Genomic DNA, 15,157 nt, shown 5'->3' on the forward strand with positions numbered 1-15,157 from the left:
CCTCTTGCGTGTGCGCCATTTGGCCGGGGAGGGGGCACCGGGGAGCCGGCTCAGCAAAAATCCGCGTGAACCCTCGCCCACTCGCCCGCTAGGGCGGTGAGCAGTCACGCAGGAAGGTAGGATCGTTATGGCTATTTGTGGAATAAGGGAAGTTCTACAAAGAACTTTTTAGAATAATCGGTGGGCGGCAGAATAGGGGCACTCTCGTTGACCGGATACCTGCCATGCCCCTGGACGCCTGGATCTCCCTCGCCGTCGTGCTTGCGGTCTTCCCCCTGATGGCCTTCAGCCGCCTGGGGCCGGACGTGGTATTGCTGGGAGCGGTGGTGGTGCTGCTGACGCTCGGCATCCTCGAGCCGGCCCAGGCCCTGGGCGGCTTCGCCAGCACCGGGCTCTTCACCGTGGCCTTCATGTATGTGCTGGTGACCGCCATTCGGCAGACCGGCGGCATCGACCTGATCATCCGTCACGTACTCGGCCTGCCGCGCCGCGAGAGCGGCGCGCTGCTGCGCCTGCTGCTGCCGGTGGCGGCCCTGAGCGGCTTTCTCAACAACACCCCGGTGGTGGCCACCTATATCCCCGCGGTGCTGAGCTGGAGTCGCCGCGTGCGCGTGCCGGCCCACCGCCTGCTGATGCCGCTCAGCTTCGCCTCGATTCTGGGCGGCACCATCACCCTGTTCGGCACCAGCACCAACCTGGTCGTGCACGGCCTGCTGGTGGACCGTTCGCCCGAGCTTACCATGGGACTCTTCGATCTCGCCTGGGTGGGCGTGCCGGTGGCGCTGATCGGCCTCGTTTATCTGATCCTGCTGGGGCCGCGGCTGCTGCCGGCGCGTCGCGGTGCCGCGGCGGCCTTCGAGAACCCCCGCGAATTCACCATCGAGATGGAGGTCGACCCGGCGGGCCCCCTGGTCAATCGCACGGTGGAGGAGGCGGGGCTGCGTCACCTCCAGGAGCTGTTCCTGGTGGAGATCGAGCGCGACGGCAACGTGGTCAGCGTGGTGGGGCCCGGCGAACGGCTCAAGGGCGGCGACCGGCTGGTGTTCGCCGGCACCAGCGAGGGGGCGGTGGAGCTGCAGCAGGTGCGCGGCCTGGTGCCCTCTCGTCACGGCGAGTCGAGCCTGGCGAAGGACTTCAAGGAGCGGCGCCTGGTGGAGGCGGTGGTGTCGGGCCAGTGCCAGTTCGTGGGGCAGCGCATCCGCGATGGCCACTTCCGCACCCTCTACGGCGCCGCCGTGCTGGCGGTGTGCCGCGGCGGTGAGCGAGTGGCGGGCAACCTCGGCCAGGTGCGCCTGCAGCCCGCCGACGTGCTGCTGCTGGAGGCGCGGCCGCCCTTCATCGAGCGCCATCGCCAGTCGCGTGACTTCCTGCTGATCAGCCAGCTCAATGGCGCGGCGCGCCCGATCCACGAGAAGGCCTGGCTGGCCTGGGGCATCCTGGCAGGCGTGGTCGCCCTGGCGAGCCTCGGGGTGATGAGCATGATGAACGCCGCCATGCTGGGGGCGGCGCTGGTGCTGCTGACCGGCTGCTGCACCGTCGAGGCCGCCAAGCGCGGGCTGGATACCCAGGTGCTGCTCACCATCGCCGCCTCTTTCGGCCTGGGCGCGGCGCTGCAGAGCTCCGGGGCCGCTGCTTTCCTGGCGGACGCCGCCCTGGGGCTGGCCGACGGCAATCCCCTGCTGCTGCTGATCGGCACCTATCTGCTGGTGGCGCTGCTGACCGAGCTGGTCACCAACAACGCCGCCGCGGTGATCACCTTTCCGGTGGTGATGGCCAGTGCCGAAAGCCTGGGGGTGAACCCGATGCCCTTCGTGGTGGCGGTGATGTTCGCCGCCTCGGCGAGCTTCCTGACCCCGATCGGCTACCAGACCAACCTGATGGTGCACGGACCCGGCGGCTACCGTTTCGGCGACTTCCTGCGCGTGGGGGGCGGGCTCAACCTGATCACCGCCGCGGTGGCCCTGACGCTGATTCCCCTCATCTGGCCCTTCTGACGGGGTGGGCATCTCGCCGTCAGCATCTCGCCGTCAACCGGGCTTTGCGGTAGGGTGAGGCCTTTTCCCCGCGAGAGAGAGTCCCATGAGCCAACCCGGTGAGCTGATCATCGAGCCCCGAAGCGGCAAGCCCGCCGACGCCTGCGTCTTCATCCTGCACGGCCTGGGCGCCGATGGCAGCGACTTCGAGCCCCTGGTGCCGGCGCTTTCACTGCCCGCCGACGCCAGCGTGCGCTTCATCCTGCCCCATGCGCCGCGCCTGCCGGTGACCATCAACGGCGGCATGGTGATGCCGGCCTGGTACGACATCCTCGAGATGAACCTGGGGCGCCGGGTCGATGAGCCCCAGCTCAAGGCCTCCGCCGAGCGCATCCAGGGCCTGGTCCGCGAGCAGATCGGCCACGGCATCGACAGCCGCCGGATCATCCTGGCCGGCTTCTCCCAGGGCGGGGCGGTGGCCTACCAGGCGGCGCTCTCCTTCGAACAGCCCCTGGGCGGCCTGCTGGCCATGTCCACCTACTTCGCCACCGCCGAGTCCATCGAGCTGGCCGAGGCCAATCGCGGTTTGCCCATCGAGGTGCACCACGGCAGCTTCGACCCCGTGGTGCCCGAGGCGCTGGGTCGCGCCGGCTTCGACAAGGTGAAGGCGCTGGGCTACCCGGCCAGCTATCGCCAGTACCCCATGGCCCATGCGGTCTGCCCCCAGCAGGTGGGCGATATCGGCAGCTGGCTCGGCGAGTGCCTGGCCCGCTGAGGGTTCTGTCAAGCTCGCTGAGGGCTCTGTCAAGCTCGCTGAGGGCTCTCTCTGCCCTCTGGCCCGCTGAGGGCTCTCCCAATGTCGCCTCGACAGCCGCGGGGCGGCTCGGCAAACTGAATGACCGATATTTCCAGCACGCCTGCAGGACACGACACCATGAGCAGATCCCCCTTCGCCAACCTTCCCGACGCCCAGGGCTACTTCGGCCGCTTCGGCGGCCAGCTGATTCCACCCGAGCTCAAGGTGGTCATGGACGAGATCGACGCCGCCTACGAGGAGATCCGCGTTCGTGATGACTTCCAGCAGGAGCTGGCCAGCCTGTTTGCCGACTATGTGGGGCGGCCCAGCCCGATCTTTCACGCCCGGCGCCTCTCCGAGAAGCTGGGCGGGGCCCAGATCCACCTCAAGCGCGAGGATCTCAACCATACCGGCGCCCACAAGATCAATCACTGCCTGGGCGAGGCGCTGCTGGCCAAGTTCATGGGCAAGACCAAGGTGATCGCCGAGACCGGCGCCGGTCAGCACGGCGTGGCCCTGGCCACCGCCTGTGCCCTGGTGGGCATCCCCTGCGAGATCCACATGGGCCAGGTGGATATCGAGAAGGAGCACCCCAACGTCACCAAGATGAAGATCCTGGGCTGCACCCTGGTTCCGGTCACCCGGGGCACCGCGACCCTCAAGGACGCCGTGGATAGCGCCTTCGAGGAGTACCTCAAGGACCCGCAGAACTTCATCTACGCCATCGGCTCGGTGGTGGGGCCGCACCCCTTCCCGAAGATGGTGCGCGACTTCCAGTCGGTCATCGGCCGCGAGTCCCGCGAGCAGTTCCTGGCGCGCCACGGTCGCCTGCCCGACCACGTCACCGCCTGCGTGGGCGGCGGCTCCAACGCCATGGGCATGTTCACCGCCTTCCTCGAGGATGAGTCCGTGCACCTGGTGGGCGTGGAGCCCGCCGGCGAGGGCCTCGATACCCAGCGCCACTCCGCCACCCTGACCCTGGGCAAGCCCGGTGAGATCCACGGCATGGCCTGCTATGTGCTGGAGGACGAGGCCGGCAACCCCATGCCGGTGCACTCCATCGCCTCGGGGCTCGACTATCCCGGCGTGGGCCCCCAGCACAGCTACCTCAAGGAGATCGGCCGGGTCGATTACCAGAGCGCCAGCGACGACGAGTGCCTCGAGGCCTTCCTGACGCTCTCCCGGGTGGAAGGCATCATCCCTGCCCTGGAGAGCGCCCACGCCGTGGCCTGGGCCATGCGTGAGGCGCCCAAGCTGCCGGCGGACCAGCACATCCTGGTCAACCTCTCCGGCCGCGGCGACAAGGACGCCGATTACGTGGCGAACAAGCTCGGCCTGTGAGTGGATGCGCTATCGATCTGCGTAGCAGCACCGCTCGGCCTGTGAGCGGGGGAGTGCGCGATATCCTTGCCGGCAGGGCGGAGGCGCCTTGAGCCTGCTGCACGCCTGGAGCCTGACGGGGCTGCTGCTGCTGCTGGCGGCCGCCTGCCTGCTCGACCGCCGGCTGCGCCGCGCCTGCCTGGCCTTCGTGGCCTTCGCCCTGGTGATGTCCATCGCCTGGTGGCAGCTGGGGGCGCCCTGGCTGGCCGCCGCGGAGGCGCTGCTCGGGGCGCTGCTCACCGGCGCGGCCTTGCTCCATGCGCTGGGACGGGCCGGCGACGTGCCGCGCCTGCCATCCCGCGACGAGTCGCCGCCCGCGTCGGGGGGCGCTGCGCTGCGCCTGCTGGGGGTGCTGGCCTGGCTGGCACTGGCCGGCCTGGCGGCCAGCTGGCTGCTGGGCGGACGCGGGCTGGTGCCGCCCCGGGCGGCGCTGGCCTCCCTGGTGCCGGCGGGGCTCGCGGTGATGGCGCTGGGCCTCTGGGCCTTCGCCCGCCACCGCCATCTGCTGCGCCAGCTGCTCGCCTTCAATGTGCTCGGCTCCGGGGTCTTCCTGCTGCTGGCCGGACTCGCCGGCACCGCGCCCGAGGTCCAGGGGCTGATCCTGGTGGGCCTGGTGGTGGCGCTGGTCGGCTCGGTGCTGGGGGCGCTGCTGCTGCGTCGCCTCCACGCCCTGGCGGGGCAGGTGAGCCTCGAATCCGAAGGTGAGCCATGAGCGCCTGGCCCAGTGTGCTGCTCTGGGTGACGCTGCTGGCGCCCCTGCCGCTGGGGCTGCTGGCGCTGCGCCATCCGCCGCGGCAGATGCGCCGGGTGGTGCCGGCGGGGGCCCTGCTGCCGCTGATGACCCTGCTGCTGCTGCCGGGCCTGGGGGAGGGGGCCCAACAGGGTTCGCTGAGCCTGGGGGGGCTGGCGCTGCAGTGGCGCCTGGATCCCCTGGCGGCGCTGCTGCTGCTGCTCACTCAGCTGGTGCTGCTGGCCAGCGCTACCTATGCGGTGGGACACCGCCGCGCGGCGCTGCCGGAGGTCGACGCCCATGCCCGCTTCTGGCCGCTGCTGGGCGGCCTGGCGGTAGCCCTGGGGCTGATCTGGGTCGCCGCCGACCTGCTGCTGCTCTACGTGGGGCTCGAGCTGATGGGGCTCACCGCCGTGGGCATGATGCTGCTGCCCGGCAAGGCGGAGGCGATTCGCGCCGGCCTGCGCTATCTGCTCTTTGCCCTGGTGGGCTCCCTGGCCTGGCTGCTTGGCGTGGCCCTGCTGCTGGGCGCCTGGGGCACGCTCTCCCTGGCCGAGCTCGCCGCCGTGGCCGAGCCCGATGCGGTCACCCGCATCGCCATGGCCCTGCTGGCCGCGGGGCTGCTGCTCAAGGCGGCGATCTTCCCCCTTCACGGCTGGCTGGCGCCGGTGCACGCCAGCGCCTGGACCCCGGTCAGCGCGGTGCACGGCGCCCTGGTGGTCAAGGGCTCCTTCTTTATTCTGATCCTGCTGTGGCGCCTGCTGCTGCCCGAGGCGGTGACCGCGGCCTGGGCGCTGGGCCTGCTGGGGGCGGCGGCGGTGCTCTGGGGCGGGCTCAAGGCGTGGCGCGCCGACACCCTCAAGCAGGTGGTGGCCTGGTCCACGGTGGGCCAGCTGGGCTATCTCATGCTGGCCTTTCCGCTGCTGGCCGGTGTGGCGGCATCGGCGGCGGCCCTGGCCTGGCAGGCCACCTGGCTGCAGCTGGCCGGCCACGCTCTGGCCAAGGCGGCGATGTTCATGGCCGCCGGCAACCTGATGCTCTCCACCGGGGCCAGTCGTCTTGAGGAGCTGGCCGGGACCAGCCGTCGCCTGCCCCTGGCGCTGATGACCTTCGGCGTGGCCGCCGTCACCCTGATGGGGCTGCCGCCCAGCGCCGGCTTTACCGCCAAGTGGCTGCTGCTGCAGGCTTCCCTGGAGGCGGGGCAGTGGCTCTGGGCGGTGGTGCTGGTGCTCGGCACCCTGCTCACCGCCGCCTATGTGTTCCGGGTGCTGCGCTGCTCCTTCGTGGAGGAGGCACCGCGCCACGAGTTCCAGGTGCTGCCTCGGGGCACGGATCTCGTCCCGCTGCTGCTGGCCCTGGCTGCCGTGGGGCTGGGGCTGGTGGCCCAGTGGCCCCTGGCACTGCTGCGTGAGGGAGGGGTGCCATGAGCGCGGCCTTCTTCCCGGTGGCCACCCTGGCCACCTCGCTCGCGGCGGCGGCGATCATCTTCCTGCTGCCGGAGGGGGCCTTTCGCGCTCGCACCGGGCTCAACCTGGCCGCCGCCCTGCTCAAGATCGGCCTGGTGGCCTGGATGGTGCGCGGGCTCAGCCAGGGCCACGCCTACGCCGTGGAGTTCCCGGTGCTGGAGGGGCTGGCCTTCGTGCTGCGGGCCGATGCGCTGGGCATCATGTTCGCCGGGCTCTCCTCGCTGCTCTGGCTCTTCACCACCATCTACGCCATCGGCTACCTGGAGGACTCGCCCAATCGGCGGCGTTTCTTCGGCTTCTTCAGCCTCTGCGTGGCCAGCACCCTGGGGATCAGCCTGGCCGGCAACCTCTTCACCTTCCTGATCTTCTACGAGCTGCTGACCCTCTCCACCTATCCGCTGGTGGCCCACCGGGGCAATCCGAAGGCGCTGGCGGCGGCTACCCTCTATCTGCGCTTCACCCTCACCGCGGGACTGGTGCTGATGATCGGTATGGTGGCGCTGCACGCCCTGGCCGGGGATATCCGCTTCGGCCAGCGGGAGATCCTCGCCGAGTTCGGCGCCGAGCAGCGCGGCACCCTGATCGCCATCTTCTGGGTGCTGATCGCAGGCCTCGGGGTCAAGGCGGCCCTGGTGCCGCTGCACGGCTGGCTGCCGCGTGCCATGGTGGCGCCGGCGCCGGTCAGTGCCCTGCTGCACGCGGTGGCGGTGGTCAAGGCTGGCGCCTTCGGCATCGTGCGGCTGGTCTATGACGTCTACGGCGCCGAGCTCAGTCACTCCCTGGGTCTGCTCACCGGCCTCGCCGCCGTCGCCACCGTCACCATCCTCTACGGCTCACTGCGCGCCCTGGCCCAGGTGGAGCTCAAGCCGCGGCTCGCCTTCTCCACGGTGAGCCAGGTGAGCTATGTCGTGCTGGGCATCGGGCTCTTCGGCCCCCTGGGCACCATCGCCGCGCTCTCCCACCTGCTGCATCAGGGGCTGATGAAGATCACCCTGTTCTTCTGCGCCGGCAACTACGCCGAGGAGCTCGGTATCCACCGCATCGACGAGCTCGACGGGGCGGGGCGGCGCATGCCGCTGACCAGCGTCGCCTTTACCCTCGGCGCCCTGGGCATGATCGGCGTGCCACCCCTGGTAGGTTTCCTGAGCAAGTGGTACCTGGGCACCGGCGCCGTCCAGGCCGGCATGCCCTGGGTGATCGCGGTGCTGATGGTCAGCAGCCTGCTCAACGCCGCCTACTTCCTGCCGATCCTCTACCGGCTCTGGTTCCGGCCCGGCCCCGACCACGGCGTCGGCACCTGGCCCGCGGAGCGCCATCTGGGCCGCCTCGAGACCAGCGCCTGGCTACTGCTGCCGGTGGTGGCCACGGCGCTGTTCAGCGTGCTGGCAGGACTCTTCGCCGGGCTGCCCTACACGCCGCTGGAGTGGGCGACCCGGGTGGCTAACCTGGAGTATCTGCCATGAGCCAGGAGATCTTCGCCGCCCTGATGATCGCTGCGCTGCTCTGGCCGCTGCTGCTGATGCTGCGCGAACCGCTGATGGCGGCCCTGGTCGGGCGTGGCGAGGCGCGCTTTCCCCTTGACCCGCTATGGGCCACGGCACCGCTGCCGGCCCTGGCCCTGGCCCTGCTGGGCGGCGACGGCAGCCTCACGCTGTCGGCCTGGCTGCTGGGCGGCGTCTGGGTGCTGGACGAGCCGCGCCGGGTGCTGCTGGGCTTTACCGGGCTGCTCTGGCTGCTCGCCGGCTGGTATGCCCGGGGCTATCTGGCCGGCGACGGCGAGCGGGCCGTTGCCGGCAACGACAGGGCGGCGTCTCGCCTGGCCCGCTTTGCGCTGCTCTGGCCGCTGACCCTCACCGGCAACCTGCTGCTGCTGCTGGCGGAGGATATCGCCAGCTTCTACCTGGGCTTCGCGGTGATGACCTTCGCCGCCTATGGCCTGGTGATTCACTCCGGCACCCGAGATGCCCTGACCGGCGGTCGCGCCTACCTGATCATGGCGGTACTCGGGGAGGGGCTGATCCTGGGGGGCCTGCTGTGGGGCGCCGGCAGCCTGGGCACCCTGACCCTGGGCGGCCTGCGAGAGGGGCTCGTCAACCTGGAGCACGGCGTCTGGATCGGTCTGCTTTTGTGGCTCGGTTTCGGCGTGAAGGCGGGGGTCGCGGGCCTGCACCTCTGGCTGCCCCTGGCCCATCCGGTAGCGCCTACCCCGGCCAGCGCCGTGCTGAGCGGCGCCATGGTCAAGGCCGGGGTGGTGGGCTGGATGGCGACCCTGCCGCTGGGGGAGCCGGCGGCGGCGCAAGGCTTCGTCGAGCTGGGGCGCGCCATGCTCGCGGTGGGGCTCGCCGGCGCCCTGGGCGCGGCCCTGGTGGGGGTCTGTCAGCGCCATCCCAAGGCGGTGCTGGCCTACTCCAGCGTCAGCCAGCTCGGCATGCTCGCCGCTCTGGTGGGGGCGGGGCTCACCGCGCCTGGCCTGTGGCCGGCGCTGGCGCCCGCGGTGGTGCTCTTCGCCGCCCACCATGGCCTCACCAAGGGGGCGCTCTTTCTCGGCGTAGGCATCGGCGAGCACCCTCCGCGGCTGCCGGCCTGGGCCCTGGCGCTGCTGCTGGCGCTGCCGGCCCTCTCCCTGGCCGGGGCGCTGGGCTCAGGGCTCGCCACCAAGTGGACCTTCAAGGCGGCGCTCTACGATGGGGGGCATTCGGGGCTGGTGGCCTGGCTCTCCCTGGCCGCGGTGGGCACTACCCTGCTGATGGCGCGGACCCTCTGGTGCCAGTGGCAGGGGGAGCGTCAGGCACGACACAACGGCCTGATGCCGCTCTCCGCCCCCATGCCACTGGCCTGGCTGCTGCTCCTGGCAAGCGGGCTGCTCCTGCCGGCCTGGCTGCCGCTGCTCGGCGCGGAGGGGGGCTCGCCGCCGCGTGAAGAGCTGGCGGGCCTCTGGTGGCCCCTGCTGGCGGGCCTGGCCCTGGTGCTGCCGGCGATCTGGCTCACTCGGCGGGGCGTGTCGCTGGCCTGGCATCGACCGCCGCCGGGCGATCTCTGGTGGCCGCTCTCCCGGGCAGCGGGGCGCCTGGTGGAGGCGGCCCGGGCCGGGGGCGAGCGGCTGGCCGCGATCAAGGGAGGCTGGGTAGCCTGGTGGATGGAGCTTGAGCGTTCGGGGACCGCGGCGCTGGATGCGCTGGGGGAGGGTGAGAGCTGGCTGCGTCGCCACGCCGCCCTGCTGACCATGGCGGTGGCCATCGGCCTGGCCCTGGTGCTGCTGTTCGGCGCCGCCTGAGTTCCTTGCTCCTCAGATCCCTCGGGCCCCGGGCGAACGCGGGTAGCAGGGTGGCGTTCCGGTCACGTCACAGCAGCTCCTCGCCGGCCAGGGCCAGCCGTGAGCGCTCCACGCTCTTCAGGGTCACATGGCCGGCGTGGGGCCAGTCGCGGAAGCGCTGGACCACCGCCGCCATGCCGCAAGTGTTGGCGGTGAGGTAGGGGGTGTCGATCTGGCCGACGTTGCCCAGGCAGACGATCTTGGTGTTGCGCCCGGCCCGGGTGACCAGGGACTTGAGCTGCTTGGGGGTGAAGTTCTGGGCCTCGTCGATGATCAGGAAGGTGTCGTTCAGGGTGCGACCGCGCATGAAGCCCGGGGCGCGGATCTGCACCCGGGAGCCGAGCAGCTGGCGGGTGGCGCCGTTGTCCCAGCTGGAGCCGCCATCCTCGTCGCGCAGCAGGTTGTCCATGTTGTCGTGGAAGGCGCCCATCCAGGGTGACATCTTCTCCTCCTCGGTGCCGGGCAGGAAGCCGATATCCTCGCTCATGGAGATGGGGGCCCGGGTGAAGACGATGCGCTCGAAGCGCTTGCTGTCCAGGGTCTGCTGGAAGGCCGCGGCCAGGGTCATGAAGGTCTTGCCGGTGCCGGCGCTGCCGGCGATGGTGACCAGGTCGATGTCGTCGTCCATCAGCAGGTTGAGGGCGAAGTTCTGGCGGCAGTCGCTGGCATGCACCCCCCAGACGCTGGCGCCGTGGCGGTAGTTGGTGAGCAGCGCCAGCTGGGCGCGGCGGGGGCCCACCTCGCGCACCACGGCCTCGAAGCCGGCCTCGCAGTCACCGTCGGCCACCAGCATGCCGGGGTGCCAGTCGGCGGGGATCTCGCCGCCGAGATGGTAGGTCACGCGGCGCTCGTCGCGTTCCACGTTGACCTCCAGGGCCAGGCCGTTCCAGAGCTCGCTGCCGGCGTCCGGGTAGACGCGCACTCCCTCCAGCATGGCGTCGCTGTCATCGAAGACCCGGTCGGTCAGGTAGTCCTCCACCGGCACGCCCAGGGCGGCGGCCTTGACCCTCAGGTTGATGTCCTTGGTGATCAGGATCACCGAGGCATCCTGGCGCTCTCGGCAGAGCCGGCAGGTCTCGGCGAGAATGCGGTTGTCGGGGCTGTCGTCGAGACCGGTACGGGGCTCCAGGTCCGTGTAGCAGAGCAGCCGCAGGCGTCCCTCGGGGCCGTTCAGGCGCACAATGGGAATGCCGTCGCGGATCTGTTCGAGTCCGACGTTGGCGGTGAGGTCCGAGAGGGTGCGGCTGACCTGGCGGGCGGTGCGGGCGATCTCGCGAGCGCCATTCTTGTGCTTGTCGAGCTCCTCGAGCACGGTCATGGGGATGACCACCTCGTGCTCATCGAACTGGTAGAGGGCGGCTGGGTCGTGGAGCAGGACGTTGGTGTCCAGCACGTAGAGACGGGTGGCCTTCTTGTCGATGCGTACCATCGCGCAGCTCTCCTTTGGTCGCGAGATGGACGTCATGTGACGTCCCTATGTCGACACTGTCAGCGCACGATGTCAGGAAAGTGACAGGGCCGACGGTGTCGTGCGGCGCTGATCCTCCCTCCTGTTGCCTTGGACAGACGGCGGGGCAGCGAGTGCCCCACCCGTTTCCCGAGCATGGTCCGCGCCCCCGGAGCTGGCAAGATGCGTCTCTCGCGAAGTCTCAACGCAGGCCGCCTATTCGGTATCTCGATAGACGCTCTCGACGTCCAGGGTGGAGCGGCTGCCCAGCGCTTCGAAGTGCTCGGCGAGCCAGCCATCGGCGGTGCGCCGTCCCGCGTCGCGCAGGTGGCAGAGGAAGGGCCACTCGGCGTTCATCTTGCTCGAGACCGAGAGCTTGCTCAGGGTCTCGTCGCCGGCGATGCGGTGGAAGAGGGTGCCGGCATAGCAGCCGATATCCACGCCCTGGTCGCCGAGCAGGCGCTGCAGCATGGCGATCATGCGGACCTCCTTGATCAGCGAGGCGTTGAAGGTGATCTCGTTCAGGCGGTTCATGATCGCCGCGGCGCTGGTGGGCAGCTCCTCCCGGTAGATGGGGTTGATCTGCACGATGACGATGTCCCGGGTGCCGCAGTGCTCCATCAGCGGCATCAGCGAGGGGTTGCCCATGTAGCCGCCGTCCCAGTAGGCCTCACCGTCGATCTCCACCGCCTGGAAGACCGTGGGCAGACAGGCCGAGGCCATCACCGCATCCACGCTCATCTCCTCCCGGGTAAAGATGCGCTGCTTGCCGCTGCGCACGTTGGTGGCGGTGACAAACAGCTTGAGGTCGGGGCAGCGACGCACCCGCTCGAAGTCGACCCGCTCCTCCAGGATGTCGCGCAGCGGATTGAGATTGAAGGGGTTGAACTGGTAGGGGGAGACCAGTCGGCTCATCAGGTCCATGGCGATGTAGCCGGGGGAGTGGTCGAGGCTCCAGTTGCCGGTGAGCATGTCCAACGGGGTACGCCTGATCGGGCTGGTCATGCCGGCGCGGCTCACCGCCTGCCAGAAGTCGTGGAGGGCCTGGCGAGCGGTGTCGCGGTCGCCCCGGGTGAGGGCGTCGGCCATCACCACGCCGTTCATGGCCCCGGCGCTGGTGCCGCTGATGCCCTCGATCTCGATGCGTGAGTCCTCCAGCAGGCGGTCCATCACGCCCCAGGTAAAGGCGCCGTGGGCGCCGCCGCCCTGCAGGGCCAGGTCGATTCGTTTGATATCGCTCATCGTCGTCCTCCCGATCTGTCGGACCAGCATACCGGCCCGGCTGCCCGGCAGCCACGCAACTGATAGCGTGTTAACATTTGATGTTCACCCCTGCACGCGCTCTGCCTCGATGGGCACAGTGGGGCCGCAGGCGGACCACTTTCCGGATGGGGGCGACATGACACTCTTGCGCGGCTTTCTCTGGCTGCTCGGTTTCCAACTGCTCGGCCAGCTGGTCGTCGAAGCGCTGGCGCTCCCGGTCTCCCACGCCATGGCGGGGCTCCTGCTGCTGCTGGCCTGGCTGCTGGTGAATCGAGGGCTCAGCGAGAGCGTCGCCACGGCGAGCCAGGCGCTGATACCGCTGCTCGCCATGCTGATCATGCCCGGGGTGGTGGGGGTGTTCTTCGTGATCGACGAGTTCGCCGGCCACTGGACGGCGGTGGTGGCGGCGCTGGTGGTAGGCACCTTCCTGAGCGTGCTGACCACGCTGTGGCTGATGCGGCGTTTCATGCCGAGGGAAGACAAGGGGCGGGACGCAGGGAGCCGCCCGGCATGAACGCACTCCATGCCTCGCTGCTGCACACCCCGGTGCTCGCCGTTGCCCTGACCCTGGCGGCCTACCTCGCCGGCATGGCGATGTTCGAGCGCATGGGCCGGCCGAGCTGGTGCCCGGGGGTGCTGATCGGCGCCGTGCTAACGGCGGCAGGCCTGTGGCTGCTGCGCCTCGATGTTGCCGACTACCAGCGCCACGTGGCCGCGCTGACCCTGCTGCTGGGCCCCGCCACCGTGGCGCTGGCGGTGCCGCTCTATCAGCAGCGCCGGCATATCGTCGCCCTGTGGCGGCCGATTCTCTGCTGCCTGCCCCCGGCCGCGCTGCTGGCCGCGCTCTATGCCGTCCTGATCGCCTGGCTGCTGGGGGCGCCGCCCATCGTGCTGGCCTCGCTGGCCCCCAAGTCGGTCACCGCCCCGCTGAGCATCGGCATCGTGGAGCAGATCGGCGGCTCGGTCTCGCTGATGCTGGGCGGGCTGCTGATCACCGGGGTGCTGACCACCCTCTGCGTCTCGCTGCTGGCCCGCCTGCTCAACATCACCGACCCGCGCATCCTCGGCTTCGCGCTGGGGGTGAACGGCCATGCCATCGGCATCGTGCGCGCCTTCGAGCTCGGCCCCACTGCCGGCGCCTTCGCCTCGCTCGGCATGAGCCTGACGGGGATCTTCACCGCGCTGTTTCTGCCGCTGGCCTGGCGGCTGCTGGGGCTGTAGAGCGCCCCAGGCCAGGGAGAGTTGCTGCCTTACACGTCATCCCAGCCGCAGTCTGCCAAGTGGCGCAAGAAATAGATTACCAAACAGCGCGTAAAGCATCGCCCAATCGGGCGGTGATACAAGCGCGCACCGCGAAGCGGTGCTGAATGGATACTGCCTCGAAACCCTGATATCTTTCCAGTATGACAAAGCGTGCCTACAAAGAACGGTTCTACCCCACCCCCGAGCAGGCGGTGCTGCTGGCGCAGTCGTTCGGATGTACCCGTTTTGTCTGGAACAATACGCTGGCCTATCGCACCGAGGCCTATCAGCAGCGCGGCGAGCCGGTGTCGCACGCCGCCGCAGAAAAGCGCCTGGTCGCGCTCAAGGCCGACTATCCCTGGTTGAAGGATGTCTCTAGCGTGATCCTGCAGCAGACGCTGCGCGATCAAAAGGCGGCCTTCGACAATTTTTTCAACCCCAAACTCAAGGCGCGCTATCCGCGCTTCAAGCGCAAGGACGGCCGGCAGTCGATCCGGCTGACCAAGGCGGCATTTCGCTACCGCGATGGCGAGATCACCATCGCCAAGACCACGGCGCCGCTGCCGATCCGCTGGAGCCGCCCGCTGCCCAGCGAACCCTCCAGCATCACGATTTCGCGGGATCGTGCCGGCCGCTATTTCATCAGCTGCCTGTGCGAGCTCGAGCCGGAGACGCTGCCGGTCACGCCGAAGAGGGTAGGCATCGATCTCGGTCTGACCGACCTGTTCATCACCAGCGAGGGCATGAAGTCGGGCAACCCGCGTCATCTCAAACGCTATGAGGCCAAGCTGGCCTATCTGCAACGCCGGTTGTCGAAAAAGCAGAAAGGCTCGCGCAACCGCCACAAGCTGCGCCAGAAAGTGGCGCGGCTACATGCCAGGATCGCGGACTGCCGCCGCGACGCCCTCCACAAGGCGACCCGCACGCTGATTAACGAAAACCAAGTGCTGTGTGTCGAGTCGCTCAATATCGTGGGCATGCTCAAGAACCGTTCCTTGGCCAAGGCCATCAGCGATGCCGGCTGGGGTGAATTCTTGCGCCAGCTTGAGTACAAGGCCGCCTGGGCGGGCCGGCAGCTGGTGAAAGTCAGCCAGTGGCTGCCCAGCAGCAAGCGGTGCCACGGCTGCGGGCACCAGGTCGAGAAGCTCCCTCTCTCCCGGCGCCACTGGCACTGTGAGCGCTGCGGCCAGGCGATCGACCGTGATATCAACGCGGCCAGAAATATCCGAACCGCCGGGCTGGCGGGGTTAGCCTGTGGAGCGACTGGAGCGGGGGCCGCGGCCTAGTGAAGGCGTGTCGAAGCAGGAAGGTTCTGGGGGTGACCTCAGAACCCTCGCCCAAAGCGCGAAGCGTGGCGGGCGGGGAGTGTCAGATAGCGTAAGCCATCGCCCACGCCGATGCGACCAAGGTCAATTTCCCGGCCTGACCGCATGGATTTACACGGAAGAAGGCGGTAGGTTGACGCTAAGCGGGCTGAAGCACAGGCCTAATGCCGAATCTTTTTCTTGAGAAAAAACTCTGGATGCCTCGATGACTGAATCGGATTC

At 69.3% G+C, this 15,157-nt stretch carries 12 protein-coding genes; 10 read left to right on the top strand and 2 right to left on the bottom strand.

Features of this window, described 5'->3' with window-relative positions; translation table 11 throughout:
- Positions 1-224: 224 nt before the first annotated feature.
- From NHL60_RS05530 to NHL60_RS05560, 7 genes are all read left to right on the top strand, one after another.
- Positions 225-1,994, top strand: a complete 1,770-nt coding sequence (locus tag NHL60_RS05530) for an SLC13 family permease (protein WP_253449949.1) — start codon at positions 225-227, stop codon at positions 1,992-1,994.
- An 85-nt stretch (positions 1,995-2,079) separates the two neighbouring features.
- Positions 2,080-2,748 carry an alpha/beta hydrolase gene (locus NHL60_RS05535; RefSeq protein ID WP_253449952.1) on the top strand — a complete coding sequence of 223 codons (669 nt, stop codon included), beginning with the start codon at positions 2,080-2,082 and terminating at the stop codon, positions 2,746-2,748.
- Positions 2,749-2,907: 159 nt separating this feature from the next.
- Entirely contained in the window at positions 2,908-4,110 is a 1,203-nt protein-coding gene (gene trpB, locus NHL60_RS05540) for a tryptophan synthase subunit beta (RefSeq protein WP_253449956.1), read from the top strand.
- Between the two features lie 88 nt (positions 4,111-4,198).
- The gene (locus NHL60_RS05545; RefSeq protein WP_253449959.1) at positions 4,199-4,861 is read left to right on the top strand and encodes a hydrogenase subunit MbhD domain-containing protein; all 663 of its coding nucleotides are present in this window, start codon (positions 4,199-4,201) and stop codon (positions 4,859-4,861) included.
- Complete coding sequence (locus NHL60_RS05550) at positions 4,858-6,306, top strand: complex I subunit 5 family protein (protein WP_253449962.1); 1,449 nt, start codon at positions 4,858-4,860, stop codon at positions 6,304-6,306. Before NHL60_RS05545 ends, NHL60_RS05550 begins: the two co-directional genes overlap by 4 nt.
- Positions 6,303-7,808: a complex I subunit 5 family protein gene (locus NHL60_RS05555; RefSeq protein WP_253449965.1), complete on the top strand. Its 1,506-nt coding sequence runs from the start codon at positions 6,303-6,305 to the stop codon at positions 7,806-7,808. Before NHL60_RS05550 ends, NHL60_RS05555 begins: the two co-directional genes overlap by 4 nt.
- Positions 7,805-9,619: a proton-conducting transporter membrane subunit gene (locus tag NHL60_RS05560; protein WP_253449968.1), complete on the top strand. Its 1,815-nt coding sequence runs from the start codon at positions 7,805-7,807 to the stop codon at positions 9,617-9,619. The genes NHL60_RS05555 and NHL60_RS05560 overlap by 4 nt, the downstream gene beginning before the upstream one ends.
- A 67-nt stretch (positions 9,620-9,686) precedes the next feature.
- Here the strand turns inward: NHL60_RS05560 and NHL60_RS05565 are convergent, their stop codons facing one another.
- Positions 9,687-11,087: a PhoH family protein gene (locus tag NHL60_RS05565; RefSeq protein WP_253449971.1), complete on the bottom strand. Its 1,401-nt coding sequence runs from the start codon at positions 11,085-11,087 to the stop codon at positions 9,687-9,689.
- Positions 11,088-11,321: 234 nt separating this feature from the next.
- Positions 11,322-12,347, bottom strand: a complete 1,026-nt coding sequence (locus tag NHL60_RS05570; protein ID WP_253449974.1) for a patatin-like phospholipase family protein — start codon at positions 12,345-12,347, stop codon at positions 11,322-11,324.
- Positions 12,348-12,504: 157 nt separating this feature from the next.
- On the opposite strand from NHL60_RS05570, the gene NHL60_RS05575 reads away from it, so the two are divergent.
- The 3 genes from NHL60_RS05575 (at position 12,505) to NHL60_RS05585 (ending at position 14,896) form a co-directional block, all read left to right on the top strand.
- Positions 12,505-12,882 (top strand): CidA/LrgA family protein, encoded by a 378-nt coding sequence (locus NHL60_RS05575; RefSeq protein WP_253449977.1) that lies wholly within the window; start codon positions 12,505-12,507, stop codon positions 12,880-12,882.
- Positions 12,879-13,589, top strand: a complete 711-nt coding sequence (locus NHL60_RS05580; RefSeq protein WP_253449979.1) for an LrgB family protein — start codon at positions 12,879-12,881, stop codon at positions 13,587-13,589. The genes NHL60_RS05575 and NHL60_RS05580 overlap by 4 nt, the downstream gene beginning before the upstream one ends.
- Positions 13,590-13,771: 182 nt before the next feature.
- Positions 13,772-14,896, top strand: coding sequence for a transposase (locus NHL60_RS05585; protein ID WP_253449982.1), 1,125 nt, complete (start codon positions 13,772-13,774; stop codon positions 14,894-14,896).
- Positions 14,897-15,157: the final 261 nt, after the last annotated feature.

Source organism: Halomonas sp. Y3, assembly GCF_024137965.1.
Classification (GTDB): Bacteria; Pseudomonadota; Gammaproteobacteria; order Pseudomonadales; family Halomonadaceae; genus Halomonas; species Halomonas mongoliensis.

Excerpts from the sequence above, each read along its gene's own strand:
- trpB (WP_253449956.1), top strand. The coding sequence starts at position 2,908 with ATGAGCAGATCCCCCTTCGCCAACCTTCCCGACGCCCAGGGCTACTTC.
- NHL60_RS05570 (WP_253449974.1), bottom strand. The coding sequence starts at position 12,347 with ATGAGCGATATCAAACGAATCGACCTGGCCCTGCAGGGCGGCGGCGCC.
- NHL60_RS05560 (WP_253449968.1), top strand. The coding sequence starts at position 7,805 with ATGAGCCAGGAGATCTTCGCCGCCCTGATGATCGCTGCGCTGCTCTGG.
- NHL60_RS05550 (WP_253449962.1), top strand. The coding sequence starts at position 4,858 with ATGAGCGCCTGGCCCAGTGTGCTGCTCTGGGTGACGCTGCTGGCGCCC.
- NHL60_RS05530 (WP_253449949.1), top strand. The coding sequence starts at position 225 with ATGCCCCTGGACGCCTGGATCTCCCTCGCCGTCGTGCTTGCGGTCTTC.
- NHL60_RS05535 (WP_253449952.1), top strand. The coding sequence starts at position 2,080 with ATGAGCCAACCCGGTGAGCTGATCATCGAGCCCCGAAGCGGCAAGCCC.
- NHL60_RS05565 (WP_253449971.1), bottom strand. The coding sequence starts at position 11,087 with ATGGTACGCATCGACAAGAAGGCCACCCGTCTCTACGTGCTGGACACC.
- NHL60_RS05555 (WP_253449965.1), top strand. The coding sequence starts at position 6,303 with ATGAGCGCGGCCTTCTTCCCGGTGGCCACCCTGGCCACCTCGCTCGCG.
- NHL60_RS05585 (WP_253449982.1), top strand. The coding sequence starts at position 13,772 with ATGACAAAGCGTGCCTACAAAGAACGGTTCTACCCCACCCCCGAGCAG.
- NHL60_RS05575 (WP_253449977.1), top strand. The coding sequence starts at position 12,505 with ATGACACTCTTGCGCGGCTTTCTCTGGCTGCTCGGTTTCCAACTGCTC.
- NHL60_RS05580 (WP_253449979.1), top strand. The coding sequence starts at position 12,879 with ATGAACGCACTCCATGCCTCGCTGCTGCACACCCCGGTGCTCGCCGTT.